Below are 15,246 nucleotides of genomic sequence, written 5' to 3'. Positions count from 1 at the left end.
GCTACTGAACCACCTTCGCGAACACTTCGCTGTGCGAGAAGGGAAACGCGATGTTGTCGGTCACGCCCGGAATATGCACCTCGTACTGGTTGCCATCCGGATCGGCGGTGAACTCCCAGGTGAGCCGCGCCGAGTTGGTGCCGGGGATCGGTTCGACCGTCGGCGCGCCGTCCGCGTTCTTCGTCGAGCCCAGCGCCGCGCCATGCTTGACGTAGGGCGTGAAGGTGTGGCGGTCGGCGTTGTAGCCCGCGACCTTCGCCGAGGCGACGACCTTCGCCCATGTCGGACCGGCCGGCACCTGGTGGACCTCGGAAACATAGTGGTTCGACGTGGCGACGCGGAACACCGTGCGCTCGGAATTGCCGAGATCGAGCACCGGCATCACCCATTCGGTGCCGTGCAGCATTGCCCGGCTGTCATAGGTGGCGGTGGTGCCGTTGCCGAAGATCTCGTCGTCGTCGGTCTCCACCATGTTCTCGTCGGCCGGCAACTGCCCCATGGTCTTCCAGGAACCGCCGCTGAACGCCTGCAGTTCGGTGGCCGTCGTGTCCGGGAAGATGCCGGGCAGGATGAAGTCCGCGCCCTGGATGCCGCCGGAGAGCGAGAGGTTGTTCAGCCGGACGTCCATGACCGTCTGGCGGAAGCGGCAGTATTCGACCGCATGCGCCATGTCCTGCGTGATCGAGCCGGTGAAGAAGACGCCGTCCGTGCTCTCGAAGAAGTTGCCGCCCAGGAAGCGGTCGCCCGTCGCCATGTGGACGGTGACATTGCCCATGACCGACGTCAGGTAGGCGATCGGGCCGCGATCGGCGAAGAACGGCACCGGGAAGGCGAAGCGCGTCATCGTCTCGACGTCGCCGGGCGTATACTTCTTGAAGGCGGCCGCCGTGACGGTCACCGTCTGCAGCACCTGCGTCGGATCGGGCTCGCCGTTCGCCTTGGTCTTGCAGGCCGCGACCGTGATCGACGCTCCGGCATCCCACGACGACAGCGGCAGCCGGATCGCGGGAACGAAGCGCTGCTGGCCCTGCTGCCACGTCTGCGACTTGATCACGCCCTGGATGGTGACCGGCGTCTTCTGCCAGACGTCGTAGCTCTCGGTCACCCGGTCGATGATGACCCGCCGCCGGAAGAAGCGGTTCCACCACCTATAGCGGTCGACGTAGTAGCCATAGGGGAAGGCGAGCGCCTCGCCGACCTTGCGGAACACGCGGTAGACGATGTCGGCATCCGAACGCAGCCGGTTGTAGAGCAGCGGATGCAGATAGTGCCAGTAGGTGCCGCGCCGCACGCGAACGCGCGTCATCGTCATCTTGGTCAGCTCCATCTCCTGGGTGACGCTGCCGCCGAGCGGCGCCGTCTGACCCGTGGAATGGAGAACGTGGCCGATCACGGCGTCATAGGCCGGGAACAGCAGGCCGGCGTTCTGATGCATCAGGCGCGTGTCGTTGGCGTTGAAGAGCGCAACCGCGACCTTGTCTTCGGCGGCATAGGGCAGCTGGAAGCCCTCGTCGACGCGGCCGGCGAAATCCGGATGCGCGGTGTTCACCTCGTCGGCATTCTCGAACCGGTCGAGCGCATAGGGCGCGCCGGCGTCGCCGATGGCGTTGACGTCCTTCAGCGTGGCGACGTCGTAGATGAGCGCGTCCATGGTCGCCTGGCTGGCGTTGCCGCGCTGGTTCTTCTGCAGCGAGACGAGATCGGTGCGCAGCGCCGCAACCTCGCCGCCGATGTTCTCCAGCTGCGACCGCAGCTGCGCCACCAGCGCGTCGAGTTCGGTCTGCGTGTTGATGCGATGCGCGGTGAGCTGCTGGACGGTGACGATACCGTCTATGTCGAGCACGATGCGGGCGAACGGCACGTTGTCCGCCGGCACTGACGGGTCCTGCTCCTGCGTCGACGGCGCTCCGGCGATCTTCGCGACGGCTATCTTGTTGCTCACATAGGGCGCCGTCGTCTGCGTCGTGGTCTGCTTGACCGAGCCGCCTTCGCCGTTTGGCACCGATACGGTCGCGAAACGCGTGACGCCGGGTGCCGGTACGTCGGGCTGGCCCTGCGCGGCGAGGATGACGACGCGCTTCTGACCGGAGATCAGCGGCTTTTCCTCCGCCAGCGACTTTGTCTCCACCGCCTCCAGCGCGAACTGGCGAAACCCGATATAGGCGCGGCCGGGGCTGACGACGACGTTGTTCGCGCCGTCCTTCACCACGGCGAGGCCGCGATAGCGCAGCGTGCCCAGCCAGTCCTCCGTCAGCGCCTCGTCGCCGGCCTGCGGGAAGACGCCGAGATTGGTGATGTCGATCGGGCGGAAATGCTGCTGGGCTTCAAGTACGACACGGCTGTGCATGCCTATCTCCTGGTCATGAGGCGGTATTCGCCTATCTTCGTGGTGGCTGTGACGGTGGCGAGATCGGCGACCTTGAGCGGCCGCAGGACGTTGAGATCGACGGTGACTTCGTCGCGGAAGCCCTGCGCCGAGGCGACGGCCTCGAGCAGATCGTCCACGATCGGCTGCGGATCGGCGGCGAGTTCCCAGCCGGTGAAGGGAAAGGCCTCGCTCGGCGGCCGCGAGATGAGGATGGAAAGTTCTTTGGTGTAGGGAGCGCGGGCAAGCCGGTCGACGCCCACGGCTCCCGGCCCCGGCTCCGGGCCGGATGGTCCGGTTCCATCGGCGACCTTCAGCGCGAGATAGTAGTCCTCGCGGCCAGGCTCGAAGTCGAGGGCGCTCTCCATGGGCGCGTCGCCGACGACGAGCAGATGATCCTCATACGGCCGCAGGATCGGCACCCTGCGCGGCCGCGCCTCGACAGGAACCAGCGAAGGCACGCCGGGAACGAGGTCGAACGGATCGCGCGAGGCCGGTCGCCAGCGGAAGGAGAAGACGCGGCGGGAAACCGGATTGGCGCCGAGCGGCACATCGCCGAAGGCGAAGGTGTCGACGCCGGCCGTTTCCAGCGGCTCCATGGGAACGGAGACGCGCTCGATCTCGTCCAGCGCCTCGCCATCAGGGCCATACGTCTCTCCGGAGACGACAAGCGGGATGGCGCGATCGCCGCGCACAAGCTCGGCGTAGCGGGCTTCCACAAGAGGCTCTTCGGCGACATAGGCCGGGTCCTCGCCCAGCGCGCCGCCGAGCGGTTCCCACACCGCCGGCCGGGGCGGCAGCGGCCAGATGCGGATCTCCGGCAGGCCACCAATCCACGCCTGGTAGGCTTCCGGCGACACATCCTCGGCGACCGCGAAGCCGTCGCGCGGCAGATGGTAGGAGATCAGCTCGGCATCGGCATAGCGGCACGCCATGCGGTCGGCGGCGATCGTCGACTTCAGGCGGTGGAAGGCCCGGCTTTCTGCGATGACTTGCCGCTTGCGGAACTCCGGCCACCACTCACGCCAGAAGTCCACCGACCACGCCCATGCAAGTTCGTCGAGCATGTCCGCCGGGCATTCCCAGGGCGACCACAGCGTGCGCAACGCCTCGGCATAGAGCGCCAGTTGGGCTTTGAACCAGGCGTTGACGATCGAATGCGTCTCTTCGAACGCGCCGGGGCGCGGCAGCTGCGGGATGAAGACGGTCACGACGCCACCTCCGTCGTCAGCACGAAGTCCGAGAGGTAAGGAGCGCGCTCCGGAGCACCGATCACATGGGCGGTCGGAAACAGCACGATCGGCCGGATGACCGGCCCGACCTTCGCGGCGGCGGCGAGCGCTTCGAGATAGACGCTGGCGCCGATCCTGTGGACGTCATCACGATAGGCGAGCAGCGACTTGCGGACAGCCGCCTTGACCTCCTCCGGATCCGGCCCGCGCGGGATGCGCAGCCGGATTTCCGGCACCAGCTCGTCGATCTCGGCCGAAAACACGGTGAGGATGTCCGTCGACTGCGTCATGCCCTCGGGCTGGAAAGCCCGGATGACTTCCGCCAGCAGCGGACTGTCGACATGCCCGTTGCCGGCTCGGCCGAGCAGGCGAAGTTCCACCGCGCCGCCGCCGCGACGGATGGGCCGGACGCCCTTGATCTCAGCCGCGAAGGCCGTCCGCACGAAATAGATGTAGCCGCCAGCGGTCAGGCCAAGGTCGGCCAGCGCCTCGGGCGCGAGCTGGGCGCGGCTGCGCAGATCGTCGTCGCTCTCCATGACGGCCGCGACATTGCCGCTCGCGGCGATCAGGGTCGCGCGCTGGGTCCCGTGATAGGTCGCCGTGAGGTGTTCGAGATCGTCGCCGTTCGCCTGGGCAAGGCGCAGGGCCTTCGCCGCATCGTTGATCATGGCGATGATCTTGGTGTCCGCGTCGGACGATTCCTCCTGGATGATCTGCCGCGTCGACGCCTCGATGCGCGACATGTCGATCTCCGGCAGGGTCGGGTCGATCGCGCGCTTGCCGTTCCATATCTCGACATACTTCGCCATGCGGGCCTGCAGCCAGGCCTCGTAGTCGACGGCGAACAGCGGCCCGAGATCGAGCCGGGAAAGGTCGAGGGTCTCGGCGGTGTAGTCTGTCATCCGCCCCCCTTACGCCGCCAGCTCGGGCACATAGCGACCGAGATCGCGCGGCGTGGCGTTGAGCGGGATGGCGATGTCGTAATTGCCGAACCTGCCTTCCGGGTAATACAGGCCGCCATGTTTCAGACCGAGCGTCCCGGTCTGGCTCATGCGAACGAACTGGAACTCCCTGACCCGGTATTCGCGCTCCCAGCGATGCGTCGTCGAGGCGAGGTCGCCGTAGATCTGCAACGCCAGAGCCGGCGTCAGGTCTTCCGAGAGCCAGCTGCGCAAATTCGAACCGAAGTCGAGCAGCATGACGCGCAGGTTCGTCCTCGTCATCCAGATGACGTCGAGCGCCTGCAGCAGGGCCGGAATGCCGACGAGCACCGCGCCTGTCCTGCGGTCGATGTCAACCCTGTATCGGATGGCCTGCGCCATGCGTTCAAACGCCCTTCAACGCTTCTTCGAACGGGGTTTGGAGGGCTCGTCAGCAGGTGCGGCGGGCCGCTGCTCGACCGTCGTTGCGGCCTGCACCTCCGGCCAAGGGCGGATCGCCATGATCTGCAGCTCGTAGGCCGCCTCCGCCTCGGTGAGGTGGAGCGGTGCGTTGCGGTCCTCGATCCGGCGGCCGGCGACATGCGTGCCGGCATGCTCGGTCAGCTTATAGGGCTTCTTTTCCATGGGTTCTCCTCAACTTCCGGGCGGAGGGCCGGAAAGCCCGCCGCCGGGGATGACGTTTGTGTGGACGTGGTCTTCGCCGATGTAGACGCCGTTGTGCTCCAGCGTTTCGCCGAAGAAGCGGACGCCGAAATCCCCGACCTCGAAGCCGCCGCCGCCCCACATGAAGACGGCCTTGTCCGACGCGGTCGACGGCGCGCCGTGGTCCTTGTCGTAGGTCGAGGGAACGGCCATCGACTGCGCGCCCACCGTGCCGGACTGGCTCCACAGCACCATCTGCTCGTCCATGTCCGGCTCGGCATGCCACCGCCCCTGACCCGCCGTCGCCTCCTGCCAGCGCGACCACGGCCCGAACACAGGCGTGCCGTTCGAAGACGTGCCGATCTGCAGGCGGAGCTGGCGCTTGTCGGGATCCTTCTGCTTCACCTTGCCCGGCAGCATCGACACGGCGATGCGCCGCTCGGCGCGCGCGAGGTGCTGGCGCAGACGGCGGATCTCGGAGGCGTAGAGGTCACGCATCCTCGTCCTCCGGAACCTGCCGCGCCGGGATCCAGTGGCCGACATGCGCAAGATCGGCTTCGCTGTCGTAGTCGATGATCGGCTCGTCGGGCGAGCGGACGCGGCCGGTGGCAGTCGGGAACGTCGTCTCCCCGACATCGGCGATGATCTGCGTCCAGGTGACGATGTAATAGGCCGTGCCCTTCGCCGCGTCGCGGATGGTGAAGAAGGGTTTCAGCTCGGGCTCGGGCAGGCCGTTGAAGCCGATCGGCAGGGTGCCGGTGCGGTTCCAGAACGACGCCTCGTCGTCGGAGAGAATCTTGATCAACTGCGTACCGATGGCAAGGCCGACCTGTTCCTTCTCGACGCGGCGATCATTGTTCACCATCGCCTCGGCGACGATGTAGGCGGTCCAGCCCACCGCCATGCAGAAAGAACCGTCCGCCATGCCGGCATACTTCACCTGGCTCCAGCCGAGGCCGACGCCTGGCGCGGCCACGACCGAGGCGTTGACGAGTTCGGATATGTCCACCTTGCCCGGATGCTTGCGGATCGTGATGCCCGGCAGGAGCGTTGTCAGCGTCGCTACTATTGCCTCCTGCGTGTCGGAAAGCACATTGCTGGCGAGCATCTGGCCGAGGGAGCGGGCAGCAATCATCGCAGCACCCCGAAATGATCGGTGACGACGTCGATGATCTCGGCCGCGTTCTCCGCCGAGATGCCGACGAACTCGCGCGCCGGAATGGTGACTTCCTTCGACCGGAAGATGCCGCCGGCCGGGTTGGGCACGGCGAGGAATTCCGCGTTCTTCGGCACGATGGTCGCGCCGAACTGATGCACATGGGCGAACTCCCATGCGGCGCCCCACACCGCCTCGTCGGCCGAGGCCGTCCAGGCGACCGAAGCGAGAAGGTGCTGGCCGGACTCCATCAGGATGGACGTGCCCTTCCGGTTGGGCGCCCACGGCTCGCCGTCCGGCGACGTCTTCTCCTCGGAAATGCGCCGTCGCGTCTGGCTCTCGCCAAGAGCCCCGATGGTGGACATCAGCTCTTCCGGCTGGAAATCGAAGATCGGCCGCAGCGCCCGGAAGGCGCGGTCGAAATCACCGACGTCGACGACGATCTGGACGCTCATCAGACGCGCCCCAGCCGCTCGCGGGTGAACATGCGCTCCGGCGCCACAACCACGACCTCGTTCTGTCCGACCGATCCGACATCGGGTCCGGTACCCGATCCGCCGCCATTGCCGCCCGTCGTGGCGGTCAACGCGCCCTTGCCGGCGGCGATCGCCTCCAGCCGCTTTATGGAGGCGTCGTAGCGTTCCTTGATCGCCTCGTTGGACCGCGTGAAGGACAGCGAGATGCGGTAGAGCGCGATGTCCATGCAGTAGATCTTGAGCAGATCGAGCGACGGGGCGTCGAGCGCGGCGAGATCGGCCGGCGAATAGCGGGCCTGCAGGATGGCGCGGATCTCCGACGAGGCGTCGGCGAGCGCCAGGCCGATGCGCACATCATCGCGCAGGCCGGTCGCCTCGCTCGCAGCCAGAAGCGTCAGCTCGTTCGGATAGCGCGACTGCAGATCGGAAAGGGTGGCGTAGCTGGTCATGTCCTCGCGTCATCTCGCGTCGGGGAAATCGGGAGGCGGCTACCCCCTACTTTCGCCGCCTCCCGCCACACTGCCGCGACGCGAGGCGCGGCGTGTTCGGAAAATCAGGCGGCCGGTTCTTCGTCCTTCGGCTCGATCGAGCCCTCTTCGATCACCGGTGAAACCGATAGATGCGGGTCGGCCATCAGGATCTTCAGCGTCTCCTGGGCGGCCTCGACGTCGTCGCCCAGGTCGGCGAAGGTAAGTTCGCGTGGCACGGACGTGAAGGAAATGCCCGCGCGGCGGCGTGCGCCCTGCGGCGCGACGATGCGCACGCGCATCAGCATCGGATCGAGTTCGCCTTGGGCGAAGGTCTTTTTCGGGGTCTTGGCCATGATGGTCCTCTCGGGTCTTGGAGAGCGGGCGCCCGTGGGAGGCAGGGGTGCCGGCTTTCAAAGACCCGCCGGCCGAGGCCGGCGGATCGCGCCTGGGAGGCGCTATCAGGTCAGCAGCGGCGCTTCGATGAGCGACACCAGGTTGCGGTTGGTGTTGGTCGAACCGCTGATCTGCTCGGACAGGAGGATGTCGCGCGCCGTGAACTGGTTGTTCGGGCCGACGATCAGGTGCGTCGGGCGGATGCCCAGCGGCCGGCCTTCGTCGTCGGCGAACTTGGTCATGGCCGTGTAGGCCGCGCGCAGGTTCGTCGCGTCGAGGGTCGCCTTCGACCCGAATGCCATCTGCCAGAAGCCGAAGCCGGCGGCGACGCGGGCGTTGATGCCGTACTTGTACTCGTCGCGCATGAACACGCTCTCGGTCGCGTTGGGATTGTCGAGCGAGGTGAACTCATAGTCGCGGCGCTTCTGGAAGATGAAGGGCTTCAGCGGCTTCGACAGGTCCGCCAGGATCCATTTCTCGGACGAGCCCGACTGCATGTTGGAGACGGAGGCGACGTTGCCTTCCTTGCCCACCGGATGGTCAGTGTCGAAGAAATACTGGCCGTCGTAGCAGTTGGCGGCGAAGGCGCTGTTGATCAGCTCGAACACGATCTCGTCGGGATGCGACGCCGCCGACTGGCCCATCATTTGGAAGCGGTTCGAATAGAGGCCGAGCTTGTCGTCCTCGATGTCGTCGCGCAGCACGCCGATGGTCAGCTCGAACTTGCGGTTGCGGATCGTGTACTGTTTGGTGCCGAGGCCGTGGACATGGCGGTCGCCGATCCATTCGCGCAGCTTCGGGATGGTGTTCAGCCAGCCGTAATCCTCGACCGCCGCGGTCGATGTCACGACGGTGGCGACGCTGTTTAGCAGCGCCTTGTGGCCGTCGAAGCCGATCTGGAAATTGGTTTTGAAGCCGCGCTGTGCGGCCTCGAGAAGAGCTGCGGTTATCACGCGGGCCATGTTCTAGTGTCCGTTGAAAGGTGGATGAAAGGGTGATGAAGCCGCGCCGGGATCAGCCGAGCGCGACCCAGACGCCGTCGCTGTCGACGTCGATGACCTTGCCGGCGACGGAGCGCGTGCTGGAGCCGTTGGTCTTGGCCACCGTCTGATCGTCGACCAGGTAGCAATCCTTGCCGATCTCGGAACCGGCGATCGCGTCGGTCGACGTCGAGTTGGCAAACTTGAAGCAGCCGCGCTCGGCCGTGACCTTCGCCGCGCCATCCCCGCCGGTGTTGTCGACGGTGTCGGTGGCGATGCCGAGCACGACCAGACCCGTCGCCGTCTTGCCTGGCACGGCGAGGCCGCTGTCCATGACGACGATGGCGCCGTTCCAGATCTTGGTGGAGCCCTTCATCGGGGCGGTGCTCCTGTTCCCTTCCTTGCGGGTCGGGACGCGCGGGCCAGACAGTGCGGTCATCGAAAAATTCTCCGGTTGCGTTCGGGCTACGAGGTCAGGCGGCCGCGAGGCCGTTGGCCTTGCGGTAGGCTTCCTCGGTCAGACCCATTTCCTTCATGATGGCGCGGTCCTCGGCCGAGAGCGTGTGGACTTCGCCGGGCATCGGCTTCTTATCGAGCCCGGATGCGCCGAGGCCGGCGGCGGTGGCATCGATCAGCTTCTTGACCTGGGCGAAGCCGTCCACCGTCGCGCAGAGCGGCTCCAGCTCGGCGCGCTGCGCCGGCGTAATCTTCTTCGCCGTCAACGCCCCGTCGAGCAGATCGGCGACCTCCTTGTCATGGCCGGCCTTCTTGATGGCTTCCAGCTCGGCCGTGGTCGTCGACAGCGTCGCCAGCGTCTGCTCATGCACGGCCTTGTCGACGCGTTGGCCGAGATTGGCGATGGCGTTGAGGCAGGCGGTCTCGCCTGCGTCTTCCGCGAGGCCGAGGGCGGCGGCGATCTTCTTCAGCATGGATGCATCCTTCGTGGGGTTGTTCGGGTCGACCGACGCGACCGCCGGCATGGAGAGAGCGGGAGCCGCGACCAGCGCGGCGGAATGCAGCCAGCTCACCACGCCGTTCTCATCGGCCTTCAGCGAGGGCGAGACATAGCGGTGGCTGCGGGCAGCAAGGGTTGCGAGGCCGGCGGCGAGCCATTCGACGCGACCGTGGAGACCGTCAGGCTTTGCCGCGAGTTCCTTGATCCAGCCGATGGCCGGGGCCGCGTCGCCGAATATCGCCTTCTTGACGGTGGCGTGGTCGATGTCGATCGGCACGTCGACCTTCTCGGCCGCGAAGCGCTCGACGAGCTGCTCCGGATTGACCTCGAAGGAGCGACCGTCGCGGGCGGTGAAGCGGCCACGCGGCGCCAGCATGATCCAGGCCGGGCCGACCTCGGGGTTGGCGGCGGCGTCGAGCGTCATCACGTCGAAGACAGCGACGCCGGTCGCGACCGGCTCGCCCGGCTCACCGGCGAGATTGACCAGTCTCAAATTCAGGCTTGCGGAAACTCGCGTCATCGGCGCACAATTGCCGAAGTCAGCGGGCCTGATGTGGCTGACAGCTGTCAGCCCTGATCCGCCGCCACAATGGCCGATCGAGACCGAGCGACGCCGACAAACATCAAATTAGAAGGCGATTAAAAGGCCGCTAGCGCGCGCTGCGACGTCTTGAGCCATGACGGGCCGTCCGGATCGACGAACGCGCTCTACGAGGCTCCTTTACGATCGCTTGAAATCCTGACGCGGAAGGCGCATCTTTTACCCAGCGCGGCGGCGAATTCGGGTGCCCTAGATGGCCGCTGGAGGAGTTGCCGACCCTCCCCGCCGCGCGTCATTCCTTGCCCAGATCATTGATGTCGTCGACGGTCAGGCCGAAACGATCAAGCGTCTTCTGAATGTCCTGGAACCGTCGCTGGTGCATGCTGGTGACACGCAGATACCCACCCGACGAGAATTTGATGAACAACCGCCACCACGTCTTGCCGATGCGGCCCAGTATGGTCCGCACGCTGCCGTCACCACGCTCATCCGGGAGGATGGCGCCATCGGCGATGATCCTGGGCAGCAGCGCGAACTCGTCCAGTGTCATGCCGTGCCGCACGTTGCGCGATACGATGTCCTCGGTCGCGATCGACACGATGCTGTTACGCGCCGCCGGAAACTCCGACGCCAGCCTGGGCGAGACGCCGGCCGGCAACCAGGTCTTCTCCGGCAGCTTCGGCGCGACGCGCAGGAACGGGTCAGCCCAAAGATCGCCCAACGCCCGCTCCGCGTCGCCGGCGTCAGCCGTCCGAAGGCGGGCTTCGAGGTTCTGCAGCAACGTCGAAGATCGTGAGAGGCCGGGATTGGTGTGCCAGCCCGCGTCGACGCCCGGCGGCACCATGGTCACCTCGCCGGTGCGGCGGTTGACGAACGGGATGTCCGGCCCGAGGTCCGGCGGCGTGTCGCGATAGATGACGCCGCCTTCCGCCGGCGCGCGGCCGAGCAGTTGCTCCGCCTCCCGCGCCGAGATCTGGCGTACCTGGCATTTGCACAGCCAGCCGTTGGGCGGGAAGTGTGTCCGCCAGAACGGATGGTCGATCGGAAGAATGATGCCGACCCAGCCGAGATGCTCCTGGCGCGGATCCGCAGACGTGGTGCGGACGTAGAGCAGATAGGGCAGCGCCCGCTTCGTCCGCTGGGCGCGCTCCCACTGGCCGGCCGCGCGGGCGGAATTGACGTTCGACCAGAAGATCGTCTTCAGCCGGCGCGACGAGCCGAAGTTCACCATCCGGTCGGGATCGATGCCTTCGGGGTCAGACACCATACGCGGCCTTGCCCAGCCGATCCGCGTGAGGTCTTTCAGGACGTCCTGTTTCCACGTCTCGAAACCCTGACCTTTGCGGATGGCGCTGCCGATCGAATCGCGAAACGTGGTGAGCAGCTCCAGCTCGGTCGCCTTGGCGACGGTGAAGGCGTAGGCATGCTCCTCGGCCCACACGTCCAGCCAGGAGAAGGCCGGTCGCAGGCTCTTGCCGTCGAAATAGGCTGTGACCTCCGGCGGCGTGGAAAAGCCCTTGGCGATCTCGGCCACGTCAGTCTTTCGTGTCGCCGATGCCGCGCCCGATCGCCGTCAATACCGCCAGCCGCTCCGCGAGCTTCGTCGCATCCGGCCCGGCGGATTGGAGCATGGCGAGCGCCTGCTCGAAGCTGGTTGCCTTCTCGATAATGGCGAAGAGCGGATCGACGATCGGCGCCGTGAGTTGCTCCCAATCTCCAAACGCCTCCTCGAGGAGCGCATCCACATCGTCCTGGGCGTCTGCTCTGGCCGCGACCGTCTCGGCCGCCAGCAGCGACACGCAGGAGCGGCAGCGGCACGACCGCTTGTGATCGGCCACCTCGGCCGACAGGGCGGCGATCTTCTTCGGCTGTTCCTTCGCCTTGTCCTTGCCGGGCTTCGGAGCGGGAACCTTCGCGGGCTCCTCGTCGTCATCCTCCGGATTGGGCGACGCGGCCGGTCTAGGCGCCGAGAGCAGCTCGTCTTCGTCGGATGGTTCCGAGAGGCCGATCTTTTCGCGCATCTCGCTCTGCTTGACCTTGAGGCCCAGCGGCACCATCGCCTGCACCGCCTTGGTCAGCACTTCCAGATCCTCGGGATCCGGGACCGGCATCTTGATCTGCGGATAGACGTCCTGCGGCCCGAAATTCATGGCGACGAAGGCGTGGACGAGATCGCGGTTGACGGTCGCCGCGAGCTGCTTGGCATCGGCCCGCAAGATGTCCAGCCGCACCTCATTGTGGATCTTCGCCTGCCCGAGCGACGAACCGTCGTCGGACGTCATGGTCTGCCCGACGACGAGCTTGGAGATCTGCTTGTCGACATATTCGAGCAAGCCGCCGAACACGTCCGAGCCCTGCGATCCCTTGACCTCGTGGAAATCGATGGCCATGCCGTCCGGTATGATCGCGGCGGCGTCGTTGGCGATCGAAGCGACTGCCTTCAGCAGGGTCCGCTTGTCGCTCTCGGAAGCGCCGGCATTGTATTTGCCGACGCGGAGCGGCATGCCATAGACCTCGGCGAAACCAGCCCAGTCCTGCAGCGCGAATTGCTGGATCATGTAGGCCCATGCCGCCGGCCGGGCGACGCCGCGCCGGAGCGGAATGCCCATCTTCGATCGCGGCAGATGCCGCAGAAATTTCGCGGGCGGCAGCTCCTCGCCCTCAATCGAGCCGTCGACGGCCAGCCGCAATTCGGAGAGCGCCAGCCGGTCGAACTGGAAGAAGCGCTGGTCGCGCCAGATGTACTCGACCGGGCGGAGCGCGCCGCGCTCATATTCCCACATCATTTCCGAGACGGCGTAGCTTTTGGCGATGCCGTCCGTCAGCGCGCCGATCGCTTCCTCGAAGGCGCTCTCCTCGGTGAGTTCCTCGACGGCTTCGATGATTTTGGACGGCACGCCCTTGGGCGCCTCGACAGTCACGTCCACGCTCTCGATCGCCAGCCGGCGCGTCTGCAGCTGCGAGGCGTAGTGGAGGTATCGCTCCTCCATCTCCTCGGCGAGCGTCAGATAGGCGCGCGCCTGGCCGAGCGCGGCATCGCGCAGCAGCGAGCCAAGGCGCTCGGGCGTGAGGCTGGTGGCGACACGCTCCTCATGGACACGCCGCACGCCGGAGATCGTCGGCGCGGCCACTTCCCTGGCAAGCAGCTTCTTTTCGATCGGGCGGCCATCCGGCCCGAGGATGGTGGACTTCACCACAGGCGTCTCCCGAAGCTGGACCCGTCGTCATCGTCATCGTCGGCGCGCAGCCGGCCGAGGTCTTTCAGCGTCATGTAGCCGTAGGTGCGCGGTGTTCCGGCCGCATGGATGCCGAGGAATCCAGCCCACGTCCGGTCGGCGTGATCGTCGTCGCGCTCCGCGACAAAGCGTGGCGCGCCGGTCGCCGAGGCAACCTTGCGGAGCTTGTGCAGATCCGCGCGCAAGGCAGGTTTGCCCTCCGGAATCCGGACGGTACGATCCTCGAACCGTTCCTTGCCGGCCGTCGCCAGCACCAGCTTGTTCGGCCCGGTGAACAGGATGCCCTCGACGCGACCGGCGCCATAACGGCGCTGCGCATCCTCGACCGGCTTTTCGCCCATGCCGGTCTGGTCCATACAGACGCGCGCGACATGGTAGCGACGCATGACCTCGTCCAGCGCCGCATCCTGCGAGGCGAAGGTGGCCCGCTTCAGCTCGACGATCTCGCGCGTCCACAGGACGTCGCCGATCAGCTCGAAGACCCAGATCACGAAGAGGTCGTTGCGCCGGCCGATGTCGACGCCGACGAAGCATGGCCCGCCCTGGTAGAGATCGGGGTCGCCGGCCTTCTCGTCCTCGACCGAGGAGATGAGATCGTAGGACAGCCAGGCGCTCGCCTCGTCGAGATATTTGAGCTCGTATTCCTGCGCCCAGGCGTCCTCGTCGGCGAGGCCGGCACGCAGTTCCTCGATGTTGCGCGGCAGGCCATCCGCGACGGCCTTGTAGATGTCGACCACGTGGCGGGACCATGTGTCGTCGACGGCAGTGTCTAGTTCATAGAACTTGCCGGACTTGCCGTTAGGCGTCGAGGTAACGCGCAGCTTCCAGCCGGCGGATATGACGGGAAAGAGCGCCTTCCAGATCGCACCCGAATCCTTGTGAAACGCGAACTCGTCTAGGAAGACGTTGGCCGAGAAACCGCGAGCCGTGTCCGGATTGGCCGGCAGCGCCGTGATGCGGGAGCCGTGAGGGAACTCGACCTCCAGCGCCTTGTACTTCACCGCACCGATGTCGAACTCCGGTTCGGTGTACTCAAACGGCACGCCATAGGCTTTTGCGTGCAGTTTCACGCCCTCGTCCATGGCTTCCTTGGCCTGCCGCTCACCGCGCGAGAGGATGACCCAGCGTGTCCGCGCCTGTTTGACGACATGCTCGAAACTGTCGTCGACCGTTTCCAGCGTGGTCGTGAAGGTCTTGCCCGTCTGGCGGGCGAACTTGCCCAGCTTGAAGCGCCGCCGGTCTTTGAACCAGCGCGCCTGATACGGGTAAAGGATCGGCGCGCGGCTCATGCCCCGTTCTCGTAAGCCTTGCGGATCATTTCGAGCACTTCGAAGGCATTGACCTGATGCCCGGCCTTTTCCACGGCGCCTGTCGCGCTCTCAACGGCATGGTCGAGCTTCTTCCGGGCTTCGGCTTCCACCTTCTGCCGCCGATCAGTCGACATCTTCTGTGCGGAAACTGTGGCCTGATAAGCGCGCGCCAGCTCCATCGCATCCTTCGGGCTCTTTCGCCCGGCGCTGTCGTCGATCAGCTCGACGATCAGCGTCTTGATGAACTCGCCGAGGATGACGGTGTTGTCATCGACGTCCCTGGCCGTGAACTGGCTGGAAAGGCCGTCGAACATGGCGCGCGCTTCCTGCATGCGCCGCTGGGCGGCGGCAAGCCGCATGGCCTTGCGGTTGAAGGCGGACTTCGAAACCGGCTCCAGCCCTTTTGCCTCCAGCCGGTCATTCAGCTCGAAGAGGATGTCGGCCTGCGTGCGTTCACGCTGGTACAGCTGCTCGCATGCCCAGACGATATCGTCGGCCGCTTCCTCGGGAAGCAGGTCGATCGACGACAGACGGCCGCGACCAGCCATG

Annotated in this window: 17 protein-coding genes; all 17 read right to left on the bottom strand. The window is 66.1% G+C overall.

The genetic code is table 11. The features are described from left to right. Position 1: 1 nt before the first annotated feature. The 17 genes from M9955_15700 to M9955_15620 all read right to left on the bottom strand — a co-directional run bounded on the left by M9955_15700 (position 2) and on the right by M9955_15620 (position 15,245). Positions 2–2,347 (bottom strand): hypothetical protein, encoded by a 2,346-nt coding sequence (locus tag M9955_15700; protein ID MCO5083087.1) that lies wholly within the window; start codon positions 2,345–2,347, stop codon positions 2–4. Positions 2,348–2,349: 2 nt separating this feature from the next. Further along, positions 2,350–3,576, bottom strand: coding sequence for a phage tail protein I (locus M9955_15695; protein ID MCO5083086.1), 1,227 nt, complete (start codon positions 3,574–3,576; stop codon positions 2,350–2,352). Beyond that, a complete protein-coding gene (locus tag M9955_15690) occupies positions 3,573–4,499 on the bottom strand; it encodes a baseplate J/gp47 family protein (GenBank protein ID MCO5083085.1) in 927 nt (308 codons plus the stop codon). The genes M9955_15695 and M9955_15690 overlap by 4 nt, the downstream gene beginning before the upstream one ends. Before the next feature lie 9 nt (positions 4,500–4,508). Then, complete coding sequence (locus M9955_15685; protein ID MCO5083084.1) at positions 4,509–4,919, bottom strand: integrase; 411 nt, start codon at positions 4,917–4,919, stop codon at positions 4,509–4,511. Positions 4,920–4,934: 15 nt separating this feature from the next. Further along, the gene (locus M9955_15680) at positions 4,935–5,162 is read right to left on the bottom strand and encodes a hypothetical protein (protein MCO5083083.1); all 228 of its coding nucleotides are present in this window, start codon (positions 5,160–5,162) and stop codon (positions 4,935–4,937) included. Positions 5,163–5,171: 9 nt separating this feature from the next. Next, entirely contained in the window at positions 5,172–5,678 is a 507-nt protein-coding gene (locus M9955_15675; GenBank protein MCO5083082.1) for a phage baseplate assembly protein V, read from the bottom strand. Beyond that, positions 5,671–6,315, bottom strand: coding sequence for a hypothetical protein (locus tag M9955_15670; protein ID MCO5083081.1), 645 nt, complete (start codon positions 6,313–6,315; stop codon positions 5,671–5,673). Before M9955_15670 ends, M9955_15675 begins: the two co-directional genes overlap by 8 nt. Continuing rightward, positions 6,312–6,791: a phage virion morphogenesis protein gene (locus tag M9955_15665; protein ID MCO5083080.1), complete on the bottom strand. Its 480-nt coding sequence runs from the start codon at positions 6,789–6,791 to the stop codon at positions 6,312–6,314. Before M9955_15665 ends, M9955_15670 begins: the two co-directional genes overlap by 4 nt. Next, positions 6,791–7,261 carry a DUF1320 domain-containing protein gene (locus M9955_15660; GenBank protein ID MCO5083079.1) on the bottom strand — a complete coding sequence of 157 codons (471 nt, stop codon included), beginning with the start codon at positions 7,259–7,261 and terminating at the stop codon, positions 6,791–6,793. Before M9955_15660 ends, M9955_15665 begins: the two co-directional genes overlap by 1 nt. A gap of 104 nt (positions 7,262–7,365) precedes the next feature. Beyond that, positions 7,366–7,635: a hypothetical protein gene (locus M9955_15655; GenBank protein MCO5083078.1), complete on the bottom strand. Its 270-nt coding sequence runs from the start codon at positions 7,633–7,635 to the stop codon at positions 7,366–7,368. Positions 7,636–7,740: 105 nt separating this feature from the next. Beyond that, a complete protein-coding gene (locus M9955_15650) occupies positions 7,741–8,637 on the bottom strand; it encodes a Mu-like prophage major head subunit gpT family protein (protein ID MCO5083077.1) in 897 nt (298 codons plus the stop codon). Between the two features lie 52 nt (positions 8,638–8,689). Beyond that, the gene (locus tag M9955_15645) at positions 8,690–9,094 is read right to left on the bottom strand and encodes a hypothetical protein (protein MCO5083076.1); all 405 of its coding nucleotides are present in this window, start codon (positions 9,092–9,094) and stop codon (positions 8,690–8,692) included. A 34-nt stretch (positions 9,095–9,128) separates the two neighbouring features. Next, positions 9,129–10,130: a phage protease gene (locus M9955_15640; GenBank protein ID MCO5083075.1), complete on the bottom strand. Its 1,002-nt coding sequence runs from the start codon at positions 10,128–10,130 to the stop codon at positions 9,129–9,131. Positions 10,131–10,443: 313 nt separating this feature from the next. Then, the gene (locus M9955_15635) at positions 10,444–11,685 is read right to left on the bottom strand and encodes a phage minor head protein (protein MCO5083074.1); all 1,242 of its coding nucleotides are present in this window, start codon (positions 11,683–11,685) and stop codon (positions 10,444–10,446) included. Position 11,686: 1 nt separating this feature from the next. Further along, positions 11,687–13,348, bottom strand: coding sequence for a DUF935 domain-containing protein (locus M9955_15630; protein ID MCO5083073.1), 1,662 nt, complete (start codon positions 13,346–13,348; stop codon positions 11,687–11,689). Beyond that, positions 13,342–14,676, bottom strand: coding sequence for a terminase family protein (locus M9955_15625; protein MCO5083072.1), 1,335 nt, complete (start codon positions 14,674–14,676; stop codon positions 13,342–13,344). Before M9955_15625 ends, M9955_15630 begins: the two co-directional genes overlap by 7 nt. Beyond that, the gene (locus M9955_15620) at positions 14,673–15,245 is read right to left on the bottom strand and encodes a DUF3486 family protein (protein MCO5083071.1); all 573 of its coding nucleotides are present in this window, start codon (positions 15,243–15,245) and stop codon (positions 14,673–14,675) included. Before M9955_15620 ends, M9955_15625 begins: the two co-directional genes overlap by 4 nt. Position 15,246 lies beyond the last annotated feature (1 nt).

The organism is Rhizobiaceae bacterium, from assembly GCA_023953845.1.
Lineage (GTDB): Bacteria > Pseudomonadota > Alphaproteobacteria > Rhizobiales > Rhizobiaceae > Arvimicrobium.
The sequence above is the reverse complement of the archived record's forward strand: the minus strand, read 5'-3'. Positions and strand labels throughout refer to the sequence as shown.